Here is a 24,787-nt window from a genome sequence, read left to right as displayed (position 1 = left end):
TTTTTTTATGTCTTACGAAAATAAGGTAACCTTGGGCCGCCGCCACAGAGGAGAGATGCGTGAAATTACTGGGATTATGGGCCGGGCTGCTGGCCGTTATTTTGACTCTCGCCGGATGCGATAATGCACAGACCACCGCCTCGCAGGCGCTGGTGCTGGAAGGTAAAACGATGGGAACGTCATGGCGCGTCAGCCTGGCGGAGGTTGATGCCGCCCGCGCGCCTGCGCTGCGTCAAAAAATCCAGGCTCGCCTTGACGCCGACGACCAATCCCTTTCCACCTGGAAAGACGATTCCGCGCTGATGCGCTTTAACCACGCCCGCACGACGGCGCCGTGGCCGGTGGATGAGGCGATGGCTGATATTGTGACCGAATCGCTGCGCGTGGGTGCGAAAACCGATAACGCAATGGATATCACCATCGGGCCACTGGTTAATCTCTGGGGCTTCGGGCCCGATAAACAACCGGTGAAAACGCCAGACCAGGCGCAGATCGACGCGGCGCGCGCGCGAACCGGGCTGTCGCACCTCAAGGTGATCAACGGCGCGGGACAGCAGTGGCTGCAAAAAGATATGCCGGATCTCTATGTCGATCTCTCCACGGTTGGCGAAGGTTATGCGGCAGATCATCTGGCGCGCCTTATGGAAGAAGAGGGCATTAGCCGCTATCTGGTTTCCGTGGGCGGCGCGCTGGCAAGCCGGGGTATGAACCCGGGCGGGCACCCGTGGCGCGTGGCGATCCAGAAGCCGACCGATCAGGAAAACGCCGTTCAGGCGGTAGTGGATATCAACGGTCACGGTATCAGCACCTCCGGCAGCTACCGCAACTATTACGAGCTCGACGGCAAGCGCCTTTCGCACGTCATCGATCCGGCGACCGGGCGTCCCATCACCCATAAACTGGTCTCGGTAACGGTTATCTCCCCGACAGCGCTTGAGGCCGATGCCTGGGATACCGGTCTGATGGTGCTTGGCACCGAGCGCGCGAAAGCCGTGGCGCTGCGCGAGAAACTCGCGGTCTACTTCATTATTCGTGATGGCGACGGCTTCACGACATGGATGTCCCCGCAGTTCAAAACCTTTATCGACCAGGCGAAAAATTAAAAAGCAAGAACGTGAGTGTTCGCAGGCGGTGAGTCGGGCAAAGTCACGCTAACCTGTAAGAAGGAGAGCGCCATGAACGTAGCAGAATTTACCAGCGAACACGCCCGCTGGCAGGCGGTGGAAAACCGCGACGTGCGTGCCGATCACGCGTTTGTTTTCGCCGTGGTAACGACGGGGATTTTCTGCCGCCCGTCGTGCCGCGCCAGGCGTCCGCGTCGGGAAAATGTTCGTTTCTACCCGGATGCGGCAGCGGCCTGCGAGGCCGGGTTCCGGCCCTGTAAACGCTGCCAGCCTGCGGGTCTCACGCCGCAACAGCAAAAAGCGCAGCGCATTGCTGACGCATGTCGGCTGATGGCGCAAAGCGAGACGCCGCTGACGCTGGCCGCGCTTGCCGACAATGCAGCGATGAGCCCGTTTCATTTTCACCGCGAGTTTAAAGCGCTGACCGGCATGACGCCGAAGGCATGGCAAAAAGCACTGCGCGCGCAAAAACTTCAGGCGGCGCTGCGCGACGGCATGTCAGTGACGGATTCGCTCTGGGAGGCCGGGTTTTCTTCCGGCAGCGCGCTCTACCGCGAGGCGCACGGCGCGCTTGGAATGCGCCCCCGGCAGTATCGGCGCGGCGGGGAGCAAGTGGCTATTCGCTACGCCATCGCGCCCTGCGCGGCAGGGCTGTGTCTGGTGGCAGCAAGCGAGCGCGGATTGTGCGCCGTGCTGCTGGGGGATGACGCTGCCGCGCTCGACGCTGAACTCACCGCGATTTTCCCGCGTGCACAGTATCTTAAGGCGGATGACGGGTTCACCGCCCGGGTGGCACAGGTGATCGCCTGGCTTGACGCGCCGCAGGGCGAGCTGGCGCTGCCGCTCGATTTACGCGGCACGGCGTTCCAGTTGCGCGTCTGGCAGGCGCTGCAAACGGTGCCGCCGGGCCAGACCATCAGCTACCAGGAACTGGCCGCGCGTACCGGCAACCCGCAGGCGGTACGTGCGGCCGCCTGCGCCTGCGCGGCCAATAAATTGGCCGTCATTGTGCCGTGTCACCGGGTAGTGCGCCGCGACGGCGCGCTTTCCGGATACCGCTGGGGAGCCGCCCGCAAAGCGCTGCTGCTTTCCCGTGAACGTAAAGAGGAGACCTGATGCTCGATCTTTTTGCCGATGCAGAACCCTGGCAGGAGCCACTCGCCGACGGCGCGGTGGTGCTGCGCCGTTTCGCGCTGGCCTGCGCGCCCGCGCTGATGACCGGCATTGAGGCGGTTGCTGCCCAATCGCCGTTTCGCCATATGGTGACGCCCGGCGGCTATACCATGTCGGTGGCGATGACCAACTGCGGCGAAGTGGGCTGGAGCACGAATCAGAAAGGCTATCTCTACGCGTCGGTCGACCCACAAACCGGTGCCCCCTGGCCTGAAATGCCTGAGGCCTTTCGCGCCCTTTGCGACGCTGCCGCGCAGGCGGCAGGCTACCCTGATTTCACGCCAGACGCCTGTCTTATCAACCGCTACGCGCCCGGCGCGAAACTCTCCCTACATCAGGATAAAGACGAGCCGGATCTGCGCGCGCCTATTGTGTCGGTGTCTCTCGGCCTGCCCGCCGTGTTTCAGTTCGGCGGCCTCAAACGCAACGATCCGCTAAAGCGCCTGTTGCTGGAACATGGCGACGTGGTGGTGTGGGGCGGCGCGTCGCGGCTTTTTTATCATGGGATACAACCGCTTAAAGGCGGCGAGCACCCGGCTACGGGCGAATATCGCTTTAACCTGACGTTCCGTCAGGCACGTAAATAAGAATTATTCTTGCCGTGACCGCAGAGCCGTTTAAACTGCTCGCTGTTTTCACTGCCTGAGTCATGTTTATTTATGGAACTTCTGCGCCTCGTCTGGCGCCAGTATCGCTGGCCGTTTTCACTGGTGCTCCTGCTGAGTCTTGCCAGCGCCGCGCTGGGCATTGGGCTTATCGCGTTTATTAATCAACGTCTGATTGAAACGGTGGATTTGACGGCATCGGTATTGCCGGAATTCCTTGGCCTGCTGGTGCTTCTGATGGTGGTAACGCTCGGCTCCCAGCTCGCGCTCACCATGCTCGGCCACCACTTCGTTTACCGCCTGCGCAGCGAATTCATCAAACGCATCATGGATACGCCGGTCGAGCAGATTGAGAAGCTCGGTAGCGCCACGTTGCTTGCGGGACTGACGAGCGATGTGCGCAATATTACCGTCGCGTTTGTGCGTCTGCCGGAGCTGGTGCAGGGCGTGATTTTAACCGTTGGCAGCGCGGCCTATCTCGGCTGGCTGTCAGGGAAAATGTTGCTGGTGACTGCGCTGTGGATAGCGGTGACGCTCTGGGCAGGCTACCTGCTGGTACAACGCGTTTATAAACATATCGCGACGCTTCGTGAGGTTGAAGACAGCCTGTATGACGATTTCCAGACGGTACTGGAAGGGCGCAAAGAGTTATCGCTCAACCGCGAGCGTGCGGCGTATATCTTCGACAAAATCTACAAGCCGGACGCGCAGCGCTACCGCCAGCATATTATCCGAGCCGATACCTTCCACCTGAGCGCCGTTAACTGGTCGAATATCATGATGCTTGGCGTCATTGGTCTGGTGTTCTGGATGGCGAACGGTCTCGGCTGGGCCGATACCACGGTTGCCGCCACCTATTCGCTGGCGCTGCTGTTTTTACGCACGCCGCTGCTCTCCGCGATGGGCGCGCTGCCAACGCTTATCTCCGCTCAGGTGGCATTTAACAAGCTCAAACAGTTCCAGCTTGCGCCTTATGCGCCTGCCTTTGAACACCCTGCACGCCACACCCAGTGGCAAACCCTGGAATTGCGCGACGTCACGTTCCGCTATCATGACGACAGCTTTAGCGTCGGGCCTGTCAACCTCACGCTTCACCGCGGTGAGCTGATATTCCTGATTGGCGGTAACGGCAGCGGCAAATCGACGCTGGCGATGCTGTTGACCGGGCTGTATGAGCCGGCTTCCGGCGAGATCCTGCTGGACGGCACGCCTATTCACGCCACCGGGAAAGAGGCGTACCGCCAGCACTTCTCAGCGGTGTTCACCGACGTCTGGCTGTTCGACAAACTGCTCGGGCCTGGCGGCGAAGAGGCCGACCCGCAACTGGTGGACGCCTGGCTTGAGCGCCTGAAGATGGGCCACAAGCTGACGCTTGAGAACGGCAAAATCCTTAATCTCAAACTCTCGAAAGGGCAGAAAAAGCGCGTGGCGCTGCTGCTGGCGCTGGCAGAAGGACGAGACATCATCCTGCTTGATGAATGGGCCGCCGACCAGGATCCACATTTCCGCCGCGAGTTTTACCAGGTGCTGTTACCGTTGATGAAAGAAATGGGCAAAACCGTGTTCGCCATCAGTCATGACGATCACTACTTTATCCATGCCGATCGTCTGCTGGAAATGCGCCAGGGCGTGCTTCTGGAACTCACCGGTGAAGAGCGCAAGCTTGCAAGCCGTGACGTGCTGGCGCGCACCGCCAGCTAACCGGCACGCATAAAAAAAGCGCAAGCTGGCTTGCGCTTTTTTCTGATTCAAACCACCGCACCGGCGGTGGTTTTTTTATGTCAAAGCTTGCCGCTCAGGCGCTGATGGAAGTCGTGGCTGCGCATATCCAGCCCTTCGATTTCCACCTTCGCGTTGTAGCGCTGGTAATGCGTTTCGATGGCATCCAGCGCCGCGACGGTTGAAGCGTCCCAGATCTGCGCGTGGGTTAAATCAATAATGACGCGCGCCGGATCGTCGGCATAGTGAAAATGCTCGTAGAGATCGTTGCTGCTTGCGAAAAACAGCGGGCCGCGCACGTGGTAGCGTACTGCCGCACCGTTATCGATAACCTCGCGCTCGGCGCGCACCACGTGGGCAACGCGGCGGGCGAACAGCATCATTGCGAACAGTACGCCGCCCGCAACGCCAATGGCGAGGTTGCCGGTCCACACGGTGGCGATGACCGTCACGACCATTACCAGCGTCTCGGAAAGCGGCATCCGCTTGAGCGTTGCCGGCGCGATGCTATGCCAGTTCAGGGTTTTCGCCGCCACCACCATCATGATGCCCGCCAGTACCACCATCGGGATCTGCGCCATCACGGCGCTGAGGCCGGTGACCATCAGCAGCAGCACCAGCGCGGCGGCGATGGTCGAGAAACGCGAACGGGCGCGGCCCAGCTCCACGTTCACGACCGTCTGGCCTATCATCGCGCAGCCGCCAATGCCGCCATAAAATCCGCTCAGGATATTGGCAACGCCGAGAGCCCAGCATTCGCGGCGCTTGCTCGACGGAGTATCCGTGATGTCATCGACCAGACGCGCGGTCAGCAGCGACTCCATCAGCCCCACAAACGCAATGCTCAGCGCGCATGGCCAGACGATGTGCAGCGTCTCCAGGTTGAGCGGCACCAGCAGCGAGTTAAAGCCCGGCAGGCCTGGCGCCATGGGGCCTTCATCGCCGACGGTCGGCGGCATCAGCTCACACGCCCAGACGATGACGGTGACCGCGACAATCGCCACCAGCGGCGACGGCACGCTTTTGGTCACGCGCGGCAGCAGCAGCACAATGGCGAGCGTGGCGGCGAAGAGCAGCCAGACCATCTGGCTTTGTCCCCACACATGCGGCACCTGCGCCATAAATATCAGGATGCCGAGCGCGTTTACAAAACCGGTCATTACTGAGCGGGGGATGTAGCGCATCATGCGTGCGAGACCGAACAGCCCGAACAGGATCTGAATTATCCCGCCGAGGATGAGCGCCGGCAGAATGTAGCCGACGCCGTGCTGATGCACCATTGGGCCGATGACCAGCGCCACCGAACCTGCCGCCGCCGTAACCATCGCCGGGCGACCGCCCAGAATCGACATACTGAAACACAGCACGATAGACGCCACCAGGCTCACTTTCGGGTCGACGCCCGCTATCACGGAAAACGAGATAACTTCCGGGATCAGCGCAAGCGCCGTCAGGATGCCCGCCAGCGTTTCACGCATTAACAGCCGCGGTGTGCGCAGCACATGCGTTACAGAAAGCTCAGGGATAGCCCGAGCCGCATTTTGAGTATCAGACATGAGTATTTGCAGGTGTTTTATTATCAGACGCCGCCTTTTTGGGCGGCAGGGACGGGCGATGGTACAGAGCAAGGCCGCAAAACGCCAGCCTTGCGGGTCATTTCAGGCCCAGCTTGCGCGCGAGCCGGTGCAGGTTGCCAGGGTCCATCTCCAGCAGACGCGCGCATGCCGCCCAGTTATTGCCGGCAATTTGCAGGGCGCGCTGAATATAGTCGCGCTGAAACTGACGCGTGGCGTGCTGCAAATTTTCGACCGGCGGCGCGGCGGCGGCAACCTCAAGTGGCGCAGGCGCGCTACGGCCTGGCGCGAAGTGGTGCGCCAGCAGCAGTAATTCAGGGCCGCGGCTCTCGGCCTGCGCTACGATAATCGCCCGGTAGAGAGCATGTTCCAGTTCGCGGATATTGCCCGACCAGCGCTGCGCCATCAGCCATGCGCTCGCCTGCGGGCTGAGTGCGACGCGGTTCAGGCCAAATTTCAGCCGGCATTTTTCACAGAAAAATCCCGCCAGCAGCAGGATATCGTCACCGCGTTCGCGAAGCGGCGGCACATGGAGCGGAAAAACGCTCAGACGATGGTAAAGATCGGCGCGAAAGTCGCCCTGTGCTACCGCGTCGCGCAGATCGCGGTTGGTGGCGGCGACAATACGCACATCCACTCGCAGCAGTTTATCTTCGCCGACGCGCTGGATGTCGCCATATTGCAGTGCGCGCAGCAGTTTTGCCTGGAGCGTCAGCGGCAGCTCGCCCACTTCATCAAGAAACAGCGTGCCGTTATCCGCCAGTTCAAATTTACCGCGCCGGTCGTGAATGGCGCCGGTAAACGCGCCCTTAACGTGGCCGAACAGTTCGCTTTCCGCCACGCTTTCCGGCAGCGCGGCGCAGTTAACGTACACCAGCGGGTTCGCCACACGGGCAGATTGCGCATGCAGCTCGCGCGCCACCAGCTCTTTGCCGACGCCCGTTTCGCCAAGTACCAGCACATTAAGATCTGACGGCGCGACCAGGCTTATCTCTTTTTTAAGCTGCTGCATCGGCGCGGAGTCGCCAATCATTTCCAGACGCTCGTCCGGCTCCACGCCAGGCGGCAGGCGGCTCACGGGCGCGGCGGTTTTCTCCAGTTGTTCTACCAGCAAAGCGTTGTGCAGCGCGCTGCCTGCAAGGCTTGCCACCCCACGCAGTTCGTCATCGCTGTAGGCGTCAAACTGCGTCGCGTTCATCCCATCAAGCGTCAGCGCGCCGATGAGCGTCTGTCCGGAGAAGAGCGGCATGCCGACACAGGCGTGGACGTGCAGCTCCTGACGCTCCGGGATAAGCCCGTCGTACGGATCGGGCAGGTCGCTGTCGGCGGGAAAGCGCACGACGTCGCCCGCCCGCGCGATAGCCTCCAGACGCGGATGCGCCGCCAGGCTAAAACGACGGCCCATCACATCTGGCGCGAGACCGGCCGTGGCGAGCGGGCGAAACTGGCGGTTTTCGTAGCGGAGCAGGGCGGTGGCGTCGCAGCGCAGCAGGCGGTGGATGCTGTCAATCATACGGGTAAAACGGTCGCGTCCAGGCAGACCGTTTTGCATGTCGATGGCCAGTGCGGCGAGAGACTGGGCAGAGAGCGTCATGGTGTCAATTCCACAATGGAGTGTCAAATTAACAATAATGGATAATAGTCATTATGACAATCTATAAAATATAAACCATGAATAATCAGTAGGTTAAAAGTTGGCACGCTAACTGCAATACCTCTGGCATATCGATTTATTTCAGAGGAACCGTGCAATGAACATTCATGTTAAAAATAATATTTTTTGGGTTGGCCAGCGTGACTGGGAAGTGCGTGATTTTCATGGCACCGAGTACAAAACCTTAAAAGGCAGCAGTTACAACAGCTATCTCATCCGTGAAGAGAAAAATGTGCTGATCGATACGGTTGACCACAAATTCAGCCGCGACTTCGTGAATAACCTGCGCAGCGAAATTGATCTGGCGGATATCGATTACATCATTATCAACCATGCCGAAGAAGACCACGCAGGCGCGCTCTCCGAACTCATGAACTGCATCCCGGACACGCCGATTTACTGCACCGCCAACGGCATCGATTCTATCAACGGTCATCATCATCACCCGGAATGGAACTTCAACGTGGTGAAAACCGGCGACACGCTGGATATCGGCAATGGCAAAAAATTGATCTTCGTTGAAACCCCGATGCTCCACTGGCCAGACAGCATGATGACCTATATGACTGACGACGCGGTGCTCTTCAGTAACGACGCCTTTGGCCAGCACTATTGCGACGAACACCTCTTTAACGACGAAGTCGATCAGGCCGAGCTGTTTGAGCAGTGCCAGCGCTACTACGCGAATATTCTGACGCCGTTCAGCCGCCTGGTGACGCCGAAAATCACCGAGATCCTCGGCTTTAACCTGCCAGTCGATATGATTGCCACGTCACATGGCGTGGTATGGCGCGACAACCCGACGCAAATCGTTGAGCTGTATCTGAAGTGGGCGGCGGATTACCAGGAAGATCGCATCACGATTTTCTATGACACCATGTCCAACAACACCCGCCTGATGGCGGATGCCATCGCCCAGGGCATCGCGGAAATTGATCCTCGCGTGGCGGTGAAAATCTTCAATGTGGCGCGCAGCGATAAAAACGAAATTCTCACCAACGTGTTCCGCTCGAAAGGCGTGCTGGTGGGCACTTCAACCATGAACAACGTTATGATGCCGAAAATCGCAGGTCTGGTGGAAGAGATGACCGGGCTGCGTTTTCGTAACAAGCGCGCCAGCGCGTTTGGCTCCCATGGGTGGAGCGGGGGCGCGGTAGACCGGCTCTCGACCCGCCTGCAGGATGCGGGGTTTGAGATGTCGCTAAGCCTGAAGGCCAAATGGCGCCCGGATCTCGACGCGCTGGAACTCTGCCGCGAGCATGGCCGCGACATCGCACGTCAGTGGGCGCTCTCGCCACTGCCTGTTAGCGCCCAGGCGATCGCCCCAGAGAGCGGCGTGGCTTTTCAGGAGCCCGGTGAGCCAGTAGGGCAGTGCATGATCTGCACCGTCTGCCAGTGGGTCTACGACCCGGCGAAGGGTGAGCCGAATCAGGATGTCGCCCCGGGCACGCCGTGGGATGCCGTGCCGGAAAGCTTCCTCTGCCCGGAATGCGGGATCGGCAAATCGGTCTTTGAAGTCTGTGAGGGCTGAACGATGAGCGAGGAACTGATTATCATCGGCGCGGGTTTTGCCGCCCGCCAGCTGGTGCGCAACCTGCGCCAGCAGGATAAAACGCGCCCGATCCGGCTTATCGCCTCAGACAGTGGCGATGAGTACAACAAGCCCGACCTCAGTCATGTCTTCACTAACGCGCAGCGCGCCGACGACCTGACACGCCAGACGGCAGGCGACTGGGCAGAGCAAAATCATTTACTGCTACACCCGCACACGCAGGTTACAGGTATTGACGTCGCGACACGCACTGTAGAAACCAGCGCCGGACGCTTTGCCTGGCAACATCTGGTGCTTGCCACCGGCGCACAGGCTGTCTTGCCGCCGGTGAGCGGCAGCGAGCTGATGTTTACGCTCAATAGCCAGCAGGAGTATCGCCAGTGTGAGGCGGCGCTGCGCGACGCGAAACGCGTGCTGCTGCTGGGAGGCGGGCTTATCGGCACCGAGCTTGCGATGGATCTCAATCGCGCCGGTAAAAAGGTGACGCTGGTCGATACCAGCACGAGCCTGCTTTCGACCGTGCTGGTGCCGGAAATTAGCGCGCGCCTGCAAACGGTACTCGCGCAACATGGCGTGACGCTGCGGCTCAGCACCGGGCTTGCGTCGCTCGCACGTCATCACGATTCGCTGGTCGCGACGTTATCCGACGGGCATCAGGAGTGCGTTGATGCGGTCGTCTGCGCCATTGGTCTGCGCCCTGACCTGACGCTTGCACACAGCGCAGGACTGGCAACCCGGCGCGGGATCGTGGTGGATGACAGGCTTTCCACCAGTCATCCGGCTATTTATGCCCTCGGCGATTGCGCCGAGATCCGCGGACGCCTGCTGCCATTCCTGCAACCGGCGCAGTTGTGCGCCATGACGCTTGCAAAAAACCTGAGTGGCGCAGCCCAAAGCCTGACGCTGCCCGCGATGCTCGTTAAAGTGAAAACGCCGCTAATGCCGCTGCATCTTGCGGGGGATACCGCCAATCGCGGGCTGGACTGGGAGATGCGCGTTGGTCCGGGCGGTGTCATCGCGCGTGGCAGAGATGAGGAGGGCGTACTGCGGGCGTTTGTGGTGAGCGAGGATCATATGAAGCAGGCGTTTGGGCTGCTTAAAGAACTGAATGCGGGTGGAAATTAACCCTTACCCGACGCGCTGATAAGGAAAGCGGTCTTTAATGGATTTGCGGAAATAGCGCCCTTTTGAGAGGGCGCGACCCAGCGCGAGGTAAACCTGCTCCGGCACGTTCAGGTAGTGATAGACCGCGCCGCTTCGAAAGGCGATTTCCAGCACACGGCTGTCCCAGTCATAGCCGACCGAGGCGAGGCTACGGGAGATTACGTTTTCTCGTTGCATTTCGTCCTCGCGGTTGATGAATGACTGACAGTAAGTATAGCGTTGAAACGCGCCGCCCCGGCGGCGGCAGAAGAGATTTGAGGAGACTGACGATGCGTATTCCACAACATTTTATCCATACCCGCGCCACGCCGTTCTGGAATAAGGCGACCGCGCCCGCGGCGCTTTTTACCCACCACAACACCAAAACGGGCGTATATGGCCGGCTGTCCGTAATGCAGGGCGCGGTGAAATATTACGGTTTCCCTGATGGCGAGGCGAAAGAGCCGGATATGGAGGTGGTTATCGAGGCCGGGCAATTCGGCATCAGCCCGCCGCAGAAATGGCACCGCATTGAACTGCTCACCGACGATACATATTTCAATATCGATTTCTTCGCAGACCCTGACGTAACGCTACAGGGCGCGGGAATAGGGCAGGTGGTGAACACGAAGAAATAAGCCGCAAGCCACACCAGCGTGGATATCCCCAGATAAAAACCAGCCGTAATGGCTGGTTTTTTACAGTTTTAAAAAGGACAGGGAAAAGCGCTTTCGGTATGCAGGTGTAAGCATATTCCCGCCCGCGGTTGTTAAAACGATCCATGAGCAAAGCGGCTCACGGCCTTTCAGGCGACCAGTGATTTTCGATGACGTCTCTGATAGCAGGATGTTTTTCCGCTTCAGTCAGGGATAAGCAGAACCCGGGCCGGGAGAGGCGCAGATGCTCACGCGCCTGGCTCCAGCGTGTGACAACGGCGGCCAGCATTTCCAGGCCGCCGGGGTGTGCGGGCTGCCAGGCTTTTGAGCCAAAAAAGACATCACTAAAACTGTCCCATTGCTGATAAAGCTTTTGCACGGTGCCCTGCGCCAGTTGTGTGTTGTGATCTTCGGTACCATCAGGTAGCCAGCGTTCAGGGTAATCAATAATGCCCACTGAGGCATAACAGTTCGCTGCGATATAAACCAGCCCCCGTAATTGCTGAGCGCGCACCGCGGCGTCCTGAGATAAAAGTCCCGAAGCCGGATATTCCATGCCGAGGTAAATGAGGATGGCGGCGCTTTCAGTAAGCTCTGAACCATCCGCCAGGATTAACGTCGGGATCTGGACTAAGGGATTTATTTGCCTCAGTTCTTCAAGATGACTCTCTTTTTGCCATGAACTGGCTGTGCAGATCCGATATTCCACGCCGCAGGCCTTAAGCGCCATCTCAATTGCGGCAGAGCCAGAACGCGCGGTCCCGTAAAGTGTATACATGATGGGTTTTCCGGTGATGACCATAATCTGATAGTAGCAGAGCGTGTAAACCGGGACTGGCCCTGCGACAGGCCACATGCCGTAAACAGGGACTTTCCAAAGGGTTATCACATGACAGGTGCGTTATCGCTTTGTGCTGACGTGAATTCCCGATGTAACCTTTTCTCTTTTAACAGTATTTATTTTCCGCATGGCCTGCGGGCGGTGTGGTTTTCTGTTATTTGATGAACATCTTGCGCATGAATATATGGCCACTGGCGCTTATCCGTGCGCTGCGTGGTCATCGCTGGCTACGCTTTTTGGGTGGTGCCTATATTCTCTCCTCGTCCGGAAATGGTTTTACCCAGATTATTATCTTTGGCCAGCTTTTACAGTGGCAGGCTTCTCCCGCCACACTGACGATAGTTTATAGGCTTTCCATGCTATCCGTTAATCAAGCGCGCTCATCGGCAATCTTTCATGGATGCGGAGATGCAAGGACAATGACCATTAACTACCAGAACATGGGATTTCCATTTTCCCTAAAAAACGTAAAATCGCCTCGTTCGTTCTCTTCGTATTATCGCGGCTGCTGACCCCGATGAATCTGAGAGAGATAACCCATGAACAAAACGCGCACCAGAGACTGGCGAATCGCACAAAAGCATCGCAATAAATCTCGGGATGTCCACTCTGCCTTATTAACGTTTCGCGGCGAAAAAAACTGGAAGATGCTGTACACGCGGTCAGACAAATTGCTGCGGGCGACACAGTTAGGGCTTGAGTATCCACGTATTACGAATCAACAACGTGCCATGCGCGGGCTGGAAGAGTATCAGCTTACGGATGAACGTCCTTTTTATTTGCAGTCGTAATCAATGGCGCAGCCCAACGGCGGAACAGGTGTTCCGCCGTTATCCCACTCTTGCCGTGCGTTCTGCGGGTACAAGTCGAAATGCGAAAAGACCGGTGTCTGCCGATCTGCTTCACTGGGCCGACGTTATCTGTGTGATGGAGCAGAAGCATAAAAACCGTTTACTGGCGGAATATCACCGTATCATCGGCTTTAAGCCCCTGCACGTCCTTGATATTCCTGACGATTATCACTTCATGGATCCGGAACTGGTGGCACTCCTTAAAGACATCGTGCAGGAAAAACTCGGGTTAATCACTCCACCGCATGAGAGCCAGTGAGCATTTATAACTGCTAAGGTTCCTCCCACATTCTGTGCCGTCTGATAACCGGATGCCTTCAATGAAAATTCACGATTGCCTGACGTGTGGCCAGCCTATGAGTGATACACCGGATACTTAGAATTTAAATTGTGGGGGAGATGGCGTGTGTTGTGAGTATTCAGCCTTCTCTTTCTTTAATCCAGGCAATAAGCTCAGCGAGCTGCGTATCAGAAAATACTGCTATACCATGTTCATTGAGCAACGCCGCTGCAACTCCCATACCAGGCTTACGCTTACCACTAAAAGAGCCGTCATAGATAAACTGACTTCCACATGTAGGACTGCCATCAGTTAATAATGCAGCAGTACACCCAGACTCCTGGGCAGTGCGTAAGGCAAGCCAGGCTGCAAGCTGATAATGCTCAGTCACATCACTTCCTGTGCTTTCTATTATTCTGGCTTGCTCCCGCATTACGTCTTTACCATCAGCAAAAACAATCTCTGCCGGGGAACGTGGTATTGATAAGCCGGCAGCCAGCTCAGGACAGTGGACCACCAGACGTTGCTCCTTCTGCCAGCGCGCCAGCTGAGCCTGCATGGGGGCTTTCTCACTTCCGTTATAGCGCACTTTAAACCCCATCAGGCAAGCACTGACCAAAATTCTGTTTATCATTATTAAAGTAAAATTAGGGCAAAAGGATGCCTGAATTATAACAATTTATATTTATCCATTCATCCGGCTGCTAATGGATAACGCACCATAACAAAAGCCATGTCCGCTTCTGCCTTACAGCAGCCAGCCGCGAGAGCACTGCCTGGTACGAGCGGGGAGGGCGTTACGACTACGCATAAAAAAACCGCCTCACGGCGGCTTTCTACCAGGCTACGAACTCAATTGCATAATTCGGCGCATCGAACCGGAGCAGGCTTACCGTAACCCTAGACTGCGGCCACACCGCCATCGACGAAAAGCTCATGTCCGGCGACAAAGCTACTTTCGGCAGATGCAAGGAAGAGAACGGCTCGTGCTACCTCGCTCGGCTCCCCTAATCGCCCTAACGGGACGCCTTTGTTTAAAGCGTCTTCGACGCCTGGATTTGAGTCGAGATAACTTCTTATCAGAGGCGTTTCTGTTCCCCCCGGAGAAACAACATTCACGCGGATGCCTCGCTCTTTGAGATCGTTCGTCCAGCTTCGAGCGAACGAGCGCACCGCAGCCTTACTTGCGTTATATATCGACTGACCTGGCAGACCTTTACTCCCGGCGATGGAGCCGTTCAGGACCACAACCCCGCCAGCGCCCATCAACGGTAGTGCTTGCTGTACAGTAAACACGACGCCTTTCACATTGACGTTGAAGATAGCGTCAAAATGCTTACTTTCAACGGCATCGAGTTGAGCAACCTCATAAATGCCCGCGTTGGCGAATACGACATCTACCTTTTGGTGATCTTGTTGGATCCGCTTGTAAAGCCTGGCGACATCAGCCGAGTCAGTAACGTCACCCTGTACGCCAACCGCGCCGTGACCAATCTTTTTCACTGCCTCATCGAGCTGTTCTTGCCGGCGGCCCGTGATGTATACGTACGCACCTTCGATGGCGAAAAGTTTTGCCGTCGCGAAGCCGATGCCATCACTGCCCCCTGTAATCACGACAACCTTATCTTCAAAGCGTTTAGTCATTTCCCGGATCCTTAAATAAGTGGAGGATTGCTCCACTTATAATATGGAGGCATACTCCACTTAACAAGCCGCAGAGGAAAATAAAGTGAGTGATGAACCAACTCTTAGGGCGGATGCGCAGAAAAACCGTGTACTTATCCTGTCTGCCGCCGAGGAGCTATTTCTAAAAAAAGGAGCGGGGGTTGCGCTTGAAGAAGTTGCCAAAAAGGCAGGCGTCGGCATCGGTACGCTTTATCGTCGCTTCCCCACCCGTGAGGCGCTGTTCGCCGCAACCAGCAATGAACGTTTTCTGACGCTGGCCGAAAAAAGCAGGATGCGCGACGCAGAATTGAACCCTGGCGCTGCGGTGAGAATGTTTCTTGAAGAACTAGCCACCTACACGAGCACGTATCAGAGTCTTGCGGCTTCGATTGGAACGTTTATTAAATGCGGGACGCCCGGATGTAATGCCATCACAGCTGAAGGTCATCGATTACTGCAGCGTGGGCAAGAGGCTGGCACCATCCGCCGCGATGTCACTTTCGAGGATTTTATCTACGTGATAACGGCCATTTCTTTTGCAATTGAAAGTGGTCAGGCATCTCAATCTCGTATTGGTCATCTGGTTGATTTGTTCTTGAATGGCATTGCCGTAAAAGCGGTTATATAACCACTGATACTCATCACTAACATCCGCGTTGTCACAGGCTACTTTTTTGCTGCAACGCTGTCGCTCTCCCCGAAACAGCGCGCCCATAGGCCACATCAGACATTGTTGACTTAACCAGATCATAGCCCTGACGTTTACTGCTCAGAGCCCTGTTAAACAGAGCACATCGCGAACGTTTCCTTCCTGTTCAAAGCGGGTACGAATTCCCCAATATGAGCGTTCAGAAGAGACCTTTTCTGGTCAATAATGCAGCTTTTATTCCGGGACGATATTGTCATGCTCAATCCCCACCGGGACAGGAGAAGTGATGATGGTTGCCTCATATAAGCGAGAGCCAGGCTTTATTCTGCCCGGAAAGATTATGTACCCAATAGCTTCATCTGCAATAAAGGGTATGGCCTGCCTTGTCCATCAACGTCAGAACGACCAACAGTGACAAATCCATTCTGTTTATAAAAGGTAACCGCCTGAGGATTCTGTTCGTTTACGTCGAGTTCGTCAGCACCCTGCGCATCGATAGCATATCGCAAGAGGGATTTCCCAATACCTTTTCCGCGATGCTCTGCATCCACAAAGAGCATTTCAATGCGTTTTTCGCTTACCCCGATAAAACCCAGGATAGCGTCGTCACCGCTATGACGAGCAATCGTTATAGTCAGACCAGGAAAGTACGTATGCAGTAACAGAGGACGGAGCGCTTGAATATCCTGCTCTTGTAAAAAATTATGCGTAGCACGTACCGATGATTCCCAGACGTCTAACAACACGGGGTAATGAATTTGTGTCCCTTGTTCAATCGTTATCATGACTTTTCTTAACCATTAATTGACCACCCATCATCATACTAGCGGTAAGGAAGTATTTGTCACTGTGTGGGGTGCCAACGTCAGTTTCAGGGGCGTAACGAACCCGACTGGGGTTGTCGGGTCAGATATGAGCGAAAAGCGGACATATTCATGTCTATGGAATGGCTAACCGCGCAAATCAAATCGAGATTTTTCAAAATCGCGGTATACCTCTTGATTCGTGAAGGCAGGAAATGTGGCTTTCTGGGCTGCTGATTTTACCGCTTCGCAATATGCTTTATCACCGTCGCTAGTTGATATTTTTAAAGCCATGCCATTCTGCGCAAATTCTATATGCAACCTACATTTCTTTCCTTCCCAGATTTGTGGTTCAGCAATTTTTGCATTTATCGCTGCTCTGATAGCCCGCGCTTGCGCCCCCCATTCATCATGATCACCCCATTTGCCAGAACCGCAACTAGCCGTTGCAGTAGTTTTATGGCATACGGAAGGTTTTAATGGCGTGCAACCTGTTACCAGACTGGCCACAAATGCCAGCATAAAAAGTTTCATTAGCATTTCATTTGTCCTCACTCCTTTCACCCTTATTCCATTAAATTCGTCATGAATATTGATATATTATTTTGCCATTACGGGCATATTTTCAACTGCCTTTTCTGGCGATGACGAAGTCGTGATTAAGCTTTTACTGACTCCCTATTGATAACCTCAAGCAACTTTTAAATGTCTGCTTATGACACGAAGCGGACATGCAGTCGTGGCAAGGTCCGCTATGAGCGAGGTGCGGAAGTAGCCACTTTTGTGGTCTGCTCAAATTGACTACACAAACAGGTGTAATTCAATGTACGTGGAACTAAAACGTGTATGCCTACTTTCTAACTTCCTGCTCTTTCAGGTCTGTGTGCATGACACGACCGCGTGAGCCTAAAACATCTGGCTCGTTGATGATAAAATTGACATAGAGATCAGTCAATTAAATTATGTACATTATGAACCATTGACGGCGTTCATAATTCTGTATAGAGTGATCGCACACCCCACAGAGTTAATAGACTAAAATTATGGAACTTATCGATTGTCCTTCCGAAGCTGTTCGTAACATTGTCTACTGGTATGATGAAATTAAAAAGTATCCAGAACATGAAATGACAGAGCGTTTGAGTTTTGTACGGTGTTGGTATGCATGCTATGTTAATATGAAGTGGTATTTCGCTCCGAGCAAATATATTGGCTACAAAGACATTGATTTTGATTCATATCTTGTGGCTGATGACCTTGATGGTAAGAAAACTGAGCGCGTTCTCCAGCGATTCCGCCAGGCACCAAATAAAGCACAATTATCTGAAATTCACGAAGTTATGGAAGAAGTTTTTTTCCATGCAAATCGTACGCTTCACATAAACGCCAAGATTTTTATATTGCCAACCGGAGATGATGATGGCATCAATCTTACGACAACAGAAAGACAGACTGTTACTGCTATAGTTAATATGGTTGAATCTTTACCATCAGAAGTTCAGAACGAAGTTATTCGACAATTATCCTGTTAAATTGTGAATTATTTAGCCGTCACCATAATTTATGAATCGCAAGGGATAATCTAAATAAGTGGTCCTAATACCGCTACGCTTTTGTCAGTCCATGTTTTCTACCTGGGAACGGACTGACGGTATCCATAAGGTGACGGACTTTTTTCAACAATTGCCACATTGAGAGGTGCTGATAATTGTGGGTTATCGTGTCATGCAGCACTTGCCATAGCCGCTCTGACCTCCCCCACCGCTTAGTACGTTCAGTTCTTAGCAATGTCCGCTCCTGGCACGAAGCGGACCGCCTAAAGCGCCGCGAGGTCTGCTTTGAGCGAACAGCGGAAGTTTGCAGATATACTCGTATCATTCACTGGAAATGTGGTTACACCATGTTTTAACAGAAGGAGAACCCATCCTTTTTGAAATATTGTTTCAGCGTTTAGCATGTGATTCTGTCACGTTGAAATATCATTTGTGAATCAAAGAAATTTTGACTCATTAGGATAATGTCTCGCGTAATCTCTGATTGCGGTCAGTAACGGTACCAGTGCTTTTTCGGATGCACTCAATTCACATTCAACCCGCGGCGGTTGTGCTAAGAAGTCTGTCCTCAAGATAAGCTCATCGCTTTCTGGCAAGGAGTTTAAATTTAAAAGGTCATATTAAAATTAATTGCCGCGTCGTCTTCGGCGCGATATATGGGAAAATTTTTTTTCAGCATGTTGTTCAGCTAATATATCTGCTGTCAGCGAGGAAGCGGTGTTGCGGCTATCATTCATTTTCACAGGCGACAAAAAGATAGCAACCTAATCGATTGTAATAGCTTCAGATTGATTCAATTATATATAAATAAATTCGTATTTCACGATGTAAGTTCCTGTTTTATTTACACGCGCTGTTACCCATACACCTGTCATTCCTTGCTTACGGTGGTTGCGCAGAAATTCTTTGTTTGTACAAAGCTGTATCCATCTGGTGGTGTTCTGATCTTTTAACCAGATACCTGCTTCACAATGCCCATACTTACCTATCGATGGCCCTGGGAAGACAATCTCATATTCGGATTGATAGCCAATGATTTTATCTGGGAAGAGATAAACATACACATCGTAACAGTTTAAGCTCAATACAAACCCCAGGCAAAAACCGCCAAAGAATGCATTACAAAGATACTTTAATGTTTTGTTAAAAGTGCGAAGATAAACAGCGCGTATAAAAGATAAGCTTCCAATCAATGCGCCAAAAGAAATATACGTTATCCATTCAGGCACCGACTTTTGTAAAACCGTCTTACTGGAGATACTTGATGCCCACGCCATATACAAGAACCATCCACCCATAATGATGCACATCATGGTTATAATGGACCATTTCCTATATTTATTTTCAAAGTAATAAGTTTTATTCATTATTATATTTTTGTGGGTATCAAAAGGTAAAGCTGGCTTTGCTACGTAAGGCTATTTTAACTTATCAATTTTAATATGTCTCCTGTTTCTACTTGAATTTTAAACTGCCGCTTCTGGCACGAAGCAGCCTTAAGCACATTCAGGCTACGCTTTCGCTGCTCACAGTTGAAAAACAGAGAGAGGGAATTCCCCTCTCTTTCCTCATGTGTCACATCTTCGCCTGCGCTATTAATAAGAAAAAGGGGAACGGTGCTGCGCTTCGGTGAGAAATTGCGCCGCATCTTCACCGGCGGCAGTGTACAGCGGGCTATTTGGATCGTTAGCGGCCGTAAAAATGGCTTGTGCCACATCGTCGGCGTGCGTGACGGGCGACTGAGAATTGCCAGCCATCTCGATAAACGCATTCACCATTGCTCCATAGGCAGGATCGTCTCGCCCGCCAAAATATGCCCGTGCATTTTCGCCAAACTTTGTTTCGGGCGAACGCCCTGGTAACACCACATGAACGCGAATACCGAAAGGCCTGACTTCGATGGCTAATGATTCGCTCCATGCATTCAACGCCGCTTTGCTGGCACGATAAACGCCAATCAGCGGCATGGCTTTGGTGGTCACGGATGAAGAAACGTTAATGATGACCCCGGATTTTTTCTCTCTCATCAGTGGGAGAAACGCCTGCGTTAACGAGAGTGTGCCCAGGACATTGGTGTTCATTAATTGCTGCGCCGTCGCCAGGGGCGTCAGTTCAACGGGGACAGGTGCGCCCAGGCCTGCATTATTGACCAGCAGGTCAATCGCGCCCGCGTTTTCCACCACACGGGTAATACTCTCCTCTGACGTGATATCCAGCGGCAATACTTTCAGTCTGTCGCTTTCAGGAAAAAGGGTCGCATCAGGCGTTCTCATTGTGGCAATCACGTCCCACCCTTTGGCTAAAAAAAGGTTTGCTGTTGCCAGTCCAAAACCTGAAGAGCATCCGGTAATCAGTGCAGTCGGCATGGTAAATCCTCGCTGTTGGTCAGAGCAGCAATCATAGTTCTCCATGCCTGGACAATATATAATCAAAAATCCACTTATATTGAGAGAGAGTCCAGTGTCAGATCCGTTAACCGATATTGTTGCGTTACTCAACCCAAGGCCAACGCATGCAAAACTCGTGGAGGGGGCGGGTAAGTGGCGTATTGTCCGGGAGTCGTCGGGAGAGGCTTTTTACTGTGCGGTTTTGCAGGGAGAATGCCTGATGCGTATTAATGGTAAAGCTCCCATACTGCTTGTTGCCGGTGATTTTGTTCTGATACCGGCAACGTACACGTTTGAGAACACCAATGCGGGCAGTTCTCCGCCCGCAGACATGACGATGCCAGCCTTCGCTGGGGACGGACACGTAAGAATTGGTTCAACAACCGGGCCCGCTGAACTTCTCATGTATGTGGGGCACTGTGAATTCGACACGCCGGACAAACCACTTATCGTCGCTTTACTCCCCAACGAGATCCTGATTAAAGGGCAACGGCGTTTCGTCACGCTGTTTGAACTTCTGCTGGACGAAAGCCGGACCCGGCGACCGGGGCGCGACGCAGTATTGATGCAGCTTTTGCAACTGTTACTGATTGAAGCGTTGCGCAGCGATCCTGAACTGTCGAAAACGGCAGGCATCCTCAGGGGGTTACAACATGAAAAGATCGCCACAGCGCTGCATCTTATTCATGAAAACCCCGGCGCTGACTGGCAAATCGCGCGGCTTGCCCGTGACTGCGCAATGTCCCGCTCCTCTTTTTTTGCCATATTCAGCGAGACAGTCGGCATGTCACCTATGCAATACCTGCTCTTCTGGCGAATGTCGCTCGCCAGAAAAGCCCTGGTAAGCGGCACAGATAAAATCGAGCAGATTGCCTTTCGAACAGGATATCAGTCTGCGAGTGCGTTTAACGTCGCATTCACGAAATACACAGGCATGCCGCCGGGCGAGTTTCGACGCCGCAATGCAAATGACGAGGCTGCCAGGAAGAGAATGGGGGCGTCAGGCTCTCTCTAAAAGTGAAGGGCCCGAACGGCAGAAACTCTTATTTTTCAAGCGCAGCAAGGATAGCGGCTTCCATTTTCTCCGGGGAGGTGAGAGGTGCAAAACGCTGTAGCGGCTTGCCGTCGCGTCCGATAAGGAACTTAGTGAAGTTCCACATAATGCGCCCACCCAGTATGCCGGGCAACTGGCCTTTCAGGTAACGAAACACAGCGTGCGTGGTGGGGCCGTTGACCTCCACTTTATCAAACATCGGAAAGCTCACGCCGTAGTTGATGTAACAGGTCTGCGCAATGTCGTCGGCCCCGCCGGGCTCTTGCTTGCCGAACTGATTGCAGGGGAAACCAAGCACCACCAGCCCCTGCGCGGCGTACTTGTTGTAGAGCATTTCAAGGCCCGCGTATTGCGGGGTAAAACCGCAATGGCTGGCAGTATTAACCACCAGCACCAGCTTACCCGCATAGTCGGCCATAGCGATGCGCTGACCCTGCAGGCTGGTGGCAGTAAGTTCATGAAAAGTCGTCATATCAGAAACCTCAAAGCAGAGCCTTTTTCAGGCGTTATGGATGACAGGTGCCTGTCTTTAACACGTCGGCTTCTGGCACAGCGCCACCCTTTACGTTTAAACACTACATCGATATGCAAAAATACTATGCACGGTAATAGAGGCTGTGCCCGGCAATCCTCCAACTCTTACCGCTGCGAATGCGTAAACATCGCTATCGGGAATGCGTTATTCCCCACAGCAAAGCTTATGCGGGTTAACCAGGCGGGCAGGCAGGAAGGGTGGTTTTACCTCTATTAAAATGGGGCCCGCAGGCCCCATGCTGTTTTCATCGATAGTGATGAAAGATTATTCAGGCAGCGCGTAAACCACTACCTGGTCACCGACCTGGTCCTTCAGGATAGTATTACCGCCGGCGACAAATGCCACATACTGGCGGCCTTTGTACTCATAGACCGACGGGTTCGCTACCGCAGGCGCCTCAACCTGATCGGACCACAACTCTTCGCCGCTATCAACGGAATAGGCGCGTACTTTGGCATCCATTGAGGCGCCGATAAAGATCACCCCGCCCGCCGTGATGGCCGGACCGCCGATGGTGGGAGAGCCCCAACTTTCCGGCATAAAGAAGCCGTACTGCTGCGATGCGCCAACCGGACGACGCCATTTCACCTCACCCGTGTGCATATCAAGCGCCACGATTTCACCAAACGGCGGCTGCCAGCATGGCATACCCAGCCAGTTGTTCGCGACCAGCAGACGCATGCCGTACGGCGCGCCTTCCTGCGGGGCAAAGCCGTTTTCGTTGCCAGCGCTTTTATCCGCTTTATCGTAATCTTCGCGGCTATAGAGCTTCACGTACTGCACGATATGTGAGGTGTTGACGATAGCGATCTGTTTCTTCGGATCGAACGCCACGCCTCCCCACTGGACGCCACCCGCGCTGTCCGGGTAGGTCAGTGCGCCTTCCCCTTTGGTGGTGGGCGGTGTGTACATTCCCTCGTAGGTGAGATTATCCCACAGACGAGAGCACTGACCGGCACCGACGATATCCGCGAGCTTCCAGATCTCCGGCTTTTTGGACTGATCGAGTAGCGGGGCTGGCCGGGTCGGGAAGGGTTGCGTTGGCGAAAGGACTTCTCCCTTCACCGAGCCATCGCCCTGCGGAACAGGACGCTCTTCAATAGGCCACACATCCTCGCCGGTCAGGCGGTTAACCACAAACAGGAAGCCCTGCTTGGTCGCCTGCACAAGCGCCGGGATCGCTTTGCCGTTGACCGTGATATCCATCAGCGTCGGCGCAGAGTTAATATCATAATCCCACACGTCGTGATGCACCCACTGGCGAGACCAGACCACTTTACCCGTGTTGATATCAAGCGCAGTGGTCGAGGTGCCGAGCGGAATCGCTTTTACACGATTGCCGCCCCAGTAGTTGGGGGAGGGAGATGAAACCGGCAGGTAAACCAGACCATTCGCCTCGTCAGCGGACATGTGCGTCCAGACGTTGGCCGTACCCGTCTGTTTGCGGATCTCTTCCGGAATAGCCTCGAAGGTCCATTCACGTTCGCCCGTCTGCGCGTTGATTGAAAATATGGTGCCCGGAGGCGCTTCTGCATAGGCCCAGTCTTTACCAGCCCAGCCGACAAGCAGATGGTTACCGACCACGGTAGGCGGCTGCAGTATAGAGAGCGGGAATTTGGCGTTAATAGTATTCCACTGGTTTACATTCAGCACGCCGTTGTCTGCAAAGCCGGTACACGGTTTGCCTGAATCGGCGTCCAGCGCGAACAGCTTGCCATCCACGGTGCCTAAATAGACGATTTTTTGACAGGCTTCACCAGCCACTGGGTTTTTTGCCTGCCAGTAGGAGACGCCACGGTTTTTCAGCACCGGCTGCGTCAGAGCTTTGCGCGATGATTTGGTGTCATAGTGCCACTTCTCTTTCCCGGTGCCCGGATCCAGGGCAATCAGGCGATCGAAAGGCGTGCCGATGTAGATCGTGTCGTTAGCAAAAATGGGCGTTGCCGACCAGACGGTCGCGGGCGTATCGCCTTTACCATCCGAGACGTCACCGGTATGAAATTCCCACACTTTGGTGAGTTTCCCAACGTTTTCCGGCGTGATTTGGGTCAGGGGGCTGTATTTCTGTGCGTTAAGCTGCCCGTGAAAGCTATCCCAGGTGGCAGAAGAGGGAACGAGTGGCGTTGCCGGCTGGCTGGCTGACGCGACGTTCTGTCCGTCTGCTTTGTCGGGTGAGGCATCATCGGTGGTTTTTGTGGTTCCTGGCGCCTGCTGATCGGCGGCGTCCACATTAAGTTCTTCCTGCGTGCCCTGCGAGGCTTCAGCAGCTTTATCTTCAGCCTGTAACGTAAACGGAGCTATTAACAGCGCCAGCGCCACCAGACTCAGTTTCATGGAAGGCGAGTGTTTATCATTATGCACGGGTGGCTCCTCAGGCGTTGACGTGTTGATTGTGGCGTGCGGAATTGCTGCTTAGTGCAATCAGACCAACCAGGCCGACGACCATGGCCGCCGTAATGATGTACTGGTGAAGCAGCGCAGCGGCAAAACCACTACCAAACAACACCACGAGGGTGACAATAATCAGGAAAATGCGCGGCCCGCGGCGGGAGGCGGCACGTAAAAGAAAAGTGAGTATGGCCAGCACCGCGCAGGCGATAGCGACACCCAGTGCTCCAATGGTGCCCGTGACGCCTGTCAGTGGCGTGAGCCAGGCATATAATGCCACAGCGAAACCGATGACCGCGGCCAGCAGAAGCAATATGCTGCCGACGCGTGAGGGTTGAGAATGCAACATACCAGGAAGTCCCCTTCAAAAATGAAAATGTGCCAATAAATGACGTCCGTGGTTTATGCGGCTGCCACTTGCGTGGGTTAAAGCCAGAGAGGCGAGGTGGAAAACAGCGGCATAGTTCACTGAACGCAACTGAGTATAGAAGAAGGTTTTTAATAATGAGGTGAAGTTATATCGCGGGAAAATCAGAAAGCTTCCGCCTGAGGCCGTAATGATACGGCGTAAGGGCATTAGG

The 24,787-nt window shown here is 54.4% G+C and carries 26 protein-coding genes and 1 pseudogene; 13 read left to right on the top strand and 14 right to left on the bottom strand.

All coding sequences use genetic code 11. The features are described from left to right. Positions 1-59 precede the first annotated feature (59 nt). The 4 genes from apbE to AFK62_RS13200 all read left to right on the top strand — a co-directional run bounded on the left by apbE (position 60) and on the right by AFK62_RS13200 (position 4,603). A complete protein-coding gene (gene apbE, locus AFK62_RS13215; RefSeq protein WP_007676702.1) occupies positions 60-1,103 on the top strand; it encodes an FAD:protein FMN transferase ApbE in 1,044 nt (347 codons plus the stop codon). A gap of 72 nt (positions 1,104-1,175) precedes the next feature. Next, positions 1,176-2,240, top strand: coding sequence for a bifunctional DNA-binding transcriptional regulator/O6-methylguanine-DNA methyltransferase Ada (ada, locus tag AFK62_RS13210; protein WP_007676701.1), 1,065 nt, complete (start codon positions 1,176-1,178; stop codon positions 2,238-2,240). After that, entirely contained in the window at positions 2,240-2,884 is a 645-nt protein-coding gene (alkB, locus tag AFK62_RS13205) for a DNA oxidative demethylase AlkB (protein ID WP_007676700.1), read from the top strand. Before ada ends, alkB begins: the two co-directional genes overlap by 1 nt. 72 nt (positions 2,885-2,956) lie before the next feature. Beyond that, positions 2,957-4,603, top strand: a complete 1,647-nt coding sequence (locus tag AFK62_RS13200) for a multidrug ABC transporter permease/ATP-binding protein (RefSeq protein ID WP_007676698.1) — start codon at positions 2,957-2,959, stop codon at positions 4,601-4,603. A gap of 80 nt (positions 4,604-4,683) precedes the next feature. On the opposite strand, the gene AFK62_RS13195 is transcribed toward AFK62_RS13200, so the two are convergent. Next, on the bottom strand, positions 4,684-6,177 hold the full coding sequence (locus tag AFK62_RS13195; protein WP_007676696.1) for a SulP family inorganic anion transporter: 1,494 nt from the start codon (positions 6,175-6,177) through the stop codon (positions 4,684-4,686). 97 nt (positions 6,178-6,274) lie between these two features. Beyond that, positions 6,275-7,789, bottom strand: coding sequence for a nitric oxide reductase transcriptional regulator NorR (norR, locus tag AFK62_RS13190; RefSeq protein ID WP_007676694.1), 1,515 nt, complete (start codon positions 7,787-7,789; stop codon positions 6,275-6,277). Positions 7,790-7,946: 157 nt separating this feature from the next. Here norR and norV point away from each other — a divergent pair, with 157 nt between their 5' ends. Both norV and norW read left to right on the top strand, forming a co-directional pair. Further along, a complete protein-coding gene (gene norV, locus AFK62_RS13185) occupies positions 7,947-9,380 on the top strand; it encodes an anaerobic nitric oxide reductase flavorubredoxin (protein ID WP_007676691.1) in 1,434 nt (477 codons plus the stop codon). Between the two features lie 3 nt (positions 9,381-9,383). Beyond that, complete coding sequence (norW, locus tag AFK62_RS13180) at positions 9,384-10,526, top strand: NADH:flavorubredoxin reductase NorW (RefSeq protein ID WP_007676688.1); 1,143 nt, start codon at positions 9,384-9,386, stop codon at positions 10,524-10,526. Positions 10,527-10,529: 3 nt separating this feature from the next. Here norW and AFK62_RS13175 read toward each other — a convergent pair whose 3' ends face one another. Next, positions 10,530-10,742 carry a KTSC domain-containing protein gene (locus AFK62_RS13175; RefSeq protein ID WP_032984643.1) on the bottom strand — a complete coding sequence of 71 codons (213 nt, stop codon included), beginning with the start codon at positions 10,740-10,742 and terminating at the stop codon, positions 10,530-10,532. Positions 10,743-10,834: 92 nt separating this feature from the next. On the opposite strand from AFK62_RS13175, the gene AFK62_RS13170 reads away from it, so the two are divergent. Continuing rightward, on the top strand, positions 10,835-11,182 hold the full coding sequence (locus AFK62_RS13170; RefSeq protein ID WP_007676682.1) for a DUF1971 domain-containing protein: 348 nt from the start codon (positions 10,835-10,837) through the stop codon (positions 11,180-11,182). A gap of 157 nt (positions 11,183-11,339) precedes the next feature. Here AFK62_RS13170 and AFK62_RS13165 read toward each other — a convergent pair whose 3' ends face one another. Beyond that, on the bottom strand, positions 11,340-11,978 hold the full coding sequence (locus AFK62_RS13165) for a glutathione S-transferase family protein (RefSeq protein ID WP_007678380.1): 639 nt from the start codon (positions 11,976-11,978) through the stop codon (positions 11,340-11,342). 239 nt (positions 11,979-12,217) lie between these two features. On the opposite strand from AFK62_RS13165, the gene AFK62_RS23010 reads away from it, so the two are divergent. Genes AFK62_RS23010 through AFK62_RS13160 form a run of 3 tightly spaced genes read left to right on the top strand, consistent with a single transcriptional unit; the run spans position 12,218 to position 13,151 of the window. After that, the gene (locus tag AFK62_RS23010) at positions 12,218-12,553 is read left to right on the top strand and encodes a hypothetical protein (RefSeq protein WP_321029366.1); all 336 of its coding nucleotides are present in this window, start codon (positions 12,218-12,220) and stop codon (positions 12,551-12,553) included. Positions 12,554-12,580: 27 nt separating this feature from the next. After that, entirely contained in the window at positions 12,581-12,832 is a 252-nt protein-coding gene (locus AFK62_RS21355) for a hypothetical protein (RefSeq protein WP_071884324.1), read from the top strand. Beyond that, positions 12,804-13,151 carry a low molecular weight protein tyrosine phosphatase family protein gene (locus tag AFK62_RS13160; protein WP_032984765.1) on the top strand — a complete coding sequence of 116 codons (348 nt, stop codon included), beginning with the start codon at positions 12,804-12,806 and terminating at the stop codon, positions 13,149-13,151. Before AFK62_RS21355 ends, AFK62_RS13160 begins: the two co-directional genes overlap by 29 nt. A 160-nt stretch (positions 13,152-13,311) precedes the next feature. On the opposite strand, the gene AFK62_RS13155 is transcribed toward AFK62_RS13160, so the two are convergent. Together AFK62_RS13155 and AFK62_RS13150 are read right to left on the bottom strand one after the other, a co-directional pair. Continuing rightward, a complete protein-coding gene (locus AFK62_RS13155) occupies positions 13,312-13,806 on the bottom strand; it encodes a DUF523 domain-containing protein (RefSeq protein WP_032984764.1) in 495 nt (164 codons plus the stop codon). A gap of 266 nt (positions 13,807-14,072) precedes the next feature. After that, on the bottom strand, positions 14,073-14,816 hold the full coding sequence (locus AFK62_RS13150) for an SDR family NAD(P)-dependent oxidoreductase (RefSeq protein WP_007678376.1): 744 nt from the start codon (positions 14,814-14,816) through the stop codon (positions 14,073-14,075). Between the two features lie 85 nt (positions 14,817-14,901). On the opposite strand from AFK62_RS13150, the gene AFK62_RS13145 reads away from it, so the two are divergent. Continuing rightward, the gene (locus AFK62_RS13145) at positions 14,902-15,465 is read left to right on the top strand and encodes a TetR/AcrR family transcriptional regulator (RefSeq protein ID WP_007678375.1); all 564 of its coding nucleotides are present in this window, start codon (positions 14,902-14,904) and stop codon (positions 15,463-15,465) included. A 359-nt stretch (positions 15,466-15,824) separates the two neighbouring features. On the opposite strand, the gene AFK62_RS13140 is transcribed toward AFK62_RS13145, so the two are convergent. Then, positions 15,825-16,271 (bottom strand): GNAT family N-acetyltransferase, encoded by a 447-nt coding sequence (locus AFK62_RS13140; protein ID WP_007678374.1) that lies wholly within the window; start codon positions 16,269-16,271, stop codon positions 15,825-15,827. 165 nt (positions 16,272-16,436) lie between these two features. Next, positions 16,437-16,829, bottom strand: a complete 393-nt coding sequence (locus AFK62_RS13135) for a cell envelope integrity TolA C-terminal domain-containing protein (RefSeq protein ID WP_369834725.1) — start codon at positions 16,827-16,829, stop codon at positions 16,437-16,439. 503 nt (positions 16,830-17,332) lie between these two features. Here AFK62_RS13135 and AFK62_RS13130 point away from each other — a divergent pair. Then, on the top strand, positions 17,333-17,821 hold the full coding sequence (locus tag AFK62_RS13130; RefSeq protein ID WP_129232767.1) for a hypothetical protein: 489 nt from the start codon (positions 17,333-17,335) through the stop codon (positions 17,819-17,821). A gap of 73 nt (positions 17,822-17,894) precedes the next feature. On the opposite strand, the pseudogene AFK62_RS21350 reads toward AFK62_RS13130, so the two are convergent. The 3 genes and pseudogenes from AFK62_RS21350 to AFK62_RS13120 all read right to left on the bottom strand — a co-directional run. Continuing rightward, positions 17,895-18,038: pseudogene (locus tag AFK62_RS21350) on the bottom strand (IS630 family transposase); the annotation flags it as partial. A 601-nt stretch (positions 18,039-18,639) separates the two neighbouring features. Further along, a complete protein-coding gene (locus tag AFK62_RS13125) occupies positions 18,640-19,209 on the bottom strand; it encodes a hypothetical protein (RefSeq protein WP_032984762.1) in 570 nt (189 codons plus the stop codon). Between the two features lie 228 nt (positions 19,210-19,437). Beyond that, positions 19,438-20,208: an SDR family oxidoreductase gene (locus tag AFK62_RS13120; protein WP_007678371.1), complete on the bottom strand. Its 771-nt coding sequence runs from the start codon at positions 20,206-20,208 to the stop codon at positions 19,438-19,440. A gap of 94 nt (positions 20,209-20,302) precedes the next feature. Here AFK62_RS13120 and AFK62_RS13115 point away from each other — a divergent pair, with 94 nt between their 5' ends. After that, entirely contained in the window at positions 20,303-21,244 is a 942-nt protein-coding gene (locus tag AFK62_RS13115) for an AraC family transcriptional regulator (protein WP_050555049.1), read from the top strand. A 28-nt stretch (positions 21,245-21,272) separates the two neighbouring features. Here the strand turns inward: AFK62_RS13115 and AFK62_RS13110 are convergent, their stop codons facing one another. The 3 genes from AFK62_RS13110 to AFK62_RS13100 form a co-directional block, all read right to left on the bottom strand. Beyond that, positions 21,273-21,755 carry a glutathione peroxidase gene (locus AFK62_RS13110; protein WP_007678369.1) on the bottom strand — a complete coding sequence of 161 codons (483 nt, stop codon included), beginning with the start codon at positions 21,753-21,755 and terminating at the stop codon, positions 21,273-21,275. Positions 21,756-22,082: 327 nt separating this feature from the next. Next, positions 22,083-24,179 (bottom strand): pyrroloquinoline quinone-dependent dehydrogenase, encoded by a 2,097-nt coding sequence (locus tag AFK62_RS13105; protein ID WP_007678368.1) that lies wholly within the window; start codon positions 24,177-24,179, stop codon positions 22,083-22,085. 10 nt (positions 24,180-24,189) lie between these two features. Next, a complete protein-coding gene (locus tag AFK62_RS13100; protein ID WP_007678367.1) occupies positions 24,190-24,555 on the bottom strand; it encodes a hypothetical protein in 366 nt (121 codons plus the stop codon). Positions 24,556-24,787 lie beyond the last annotated feature (232 nt).

The organism is Cronobacter condimenti 1330, assembly GCF_001277255.1.
Lineage (GTDB): Bacteria > Pseudomonadota > Gammaproteobacteria > Enterobacterales > Enterobacteriaceae > Cronobacter > Cronobacter condimenti.
The sequence above is the reverse complement of the archived record's forward strand: the minus strand, read 5'-3'. Positions and strand labels throughout refer to the sequence as shown.

What these genes read in the sequence shown, in the direction of transcription:
- AFK62_RS13110 (WP_007678369.1), bottom strand. Translation starts at nt 21,755, where the DNA reads ATGACGACTTTTCATGAACTTACTGCCACCAGCCTGCAGGGTCAGCGC.
- AFK62_RS13130 (WP_129232767.1), top strand. Translation starts at nt 17,333, where the DNA reads ATGGAACTTATCGATTGTCCTTCCGAAGCTGTTCGTAACATTGTCTAC.
- AFK62_RS13120 (WP_007678371.1), bottom strand. Translation starts at nt 20,208, where the DNA reads ATGCCGACTGCACTGATTACCGGATGCTCTTCAGGTTTTGGACTGGCA.
- alkB (WP_007676700.1), top strand. Translation starts at nt 2,240, where the DNA reads ATGCTCGATCTTTTTGCCGATGCAGAACCCTGGCAGGAGCCACTCGCC.
- AFK62_RS13100 (WP_007678367.1), bottom strand. Translation starts at nt 24,555, where the DNA reads ATGTTGCATTCTCAACCCTCACGCGTCGGCAGCATATTGCTTCTGCTG.
- norV (WP_007676691.1), top strand. Translation starts at nt 7,947, where the DNA reads ATGAACATTCATGTTAAAAATAATATTTTTTGGGTTGGCCAGCGTGAC.
- AFK62_RS13200 (WP_007676698.1), top strand. Translation starts at nt 2,957, where the DNA reads ATGGAACTTCTGCGCCTCGTCTGGCGCCAGTATCGCTGGCCGTTTTCA.
- ada (WP_007676701.1), top strand. Translation starts at nt 1,176, where the DNA reads ATGAACGTAGCAGAATTTACCAGCGAACACGCCCGCTGGCAGGCGGTG.
- AFK62_RS13195 (WP_007676696.1), bottom strand. Translation starts at nt 6,177, where the DNA reads ATGTCTGATACTCAAAATGCGGCTCGGGCTATCCCTGAGCTTTCTGTA.
- AFK62_RS13140 (WP_007678374.1), bottom strand. Translation starts at nt 16,271, where the DNA reads ATGATAACGATTGAACAAGGGACACAAATTCATTACCCCGTGTTGTTA.
- AFK62_RS13155 (WP_032984764.1), bottom strand. Translation starts at nt 13,806, where the DNA reads ATGATAAACAGAATTTTGGTCAGTGCTTGCCTGATGGGGTTTAAAGTG.
- AFK62_RS13165 (WP_007678380.1), bottom strand. Translation starts at nt 11,978, where the DNA reads ATGTATACACTTTACGGGACCGCGCGTTCTGGCTCTGCCGCAATTGAG.
- norR (WP_007676694.1), bottom strand. Translation starts at nt 7,789, where the DNA reads ATGACGCTCTCTGCCCAGTCTCTCGCCGCACTGGCCATCGACATGCAA.
- AFK62_RS13160 (WP_032984765.1), top strand. Translation starts at nt 12,804, where the DNA reads ATGAACGTCCTTTTTATTTGCAGTCGTAATCAATGGCGCAGCCCAACG.
- AFK62_RS13135 (WP_369834725.1), bottom strand. Translation starts at nt 16,829, where the DNA reads ATGCTAATGAAACTTTTTATGCTGGCATTTGTGGCCAGTCTGGTAACA.
- AFK62_RS13170 (WP_007676682.1), top strand. Translation starts at nt 10,835, where the DNA reads ATGCGTATTCCACAACATTTTATCCATACCCGCGCCACGCCGTTCTGG.
- AFK62_RS23010 (WP_321029366.1), top strand. Translation starts at nt 12,218, where the DNA reads ATGAATATATGGCCACTGGCGCTTATCCGTGCGCTGCGTGGTCATCGC.
- AFK62_RS21355 (WP_071884324.1), top strand. Translation starts at nt 12,581, where the DNA reads ATGAACAAAACGCGCACCAGAGACTGGCGAATCGCACAAAAGCATCGC.
- AFK62_RS13175 (WP_032984643.1), bottom strand. Translation starts at nt 10,742, where the DNA reads ATGCAACGAGAAAACGTAATCTCCCGTAGCCTCGCCTCGGTCGGCTAT.
- AFK62_RS13150 (WP_007678376.1), bottom strand. Translation starts at nt 14,816, where the DNA reads ATGACTAAACGCTTTGAAGATAAGGTTGTCGTGATTACAGGGGGCAGT.
- AFK62_RS13125 (WP_032984762.1), bottom strand. Translation starts at nt 19,209, where the DNA reads ATGAATAAAACTTATTACTTTGAAAATAAATATAGGAAATGGTCCATT.
- norW (WP_007676688.1), top strand. Translation starts at nt 9,384, where the DNA reads ATGAGCGAGGAACTGATTATCATCGGCGCGGGTTTTGCCGCCCGCCAG.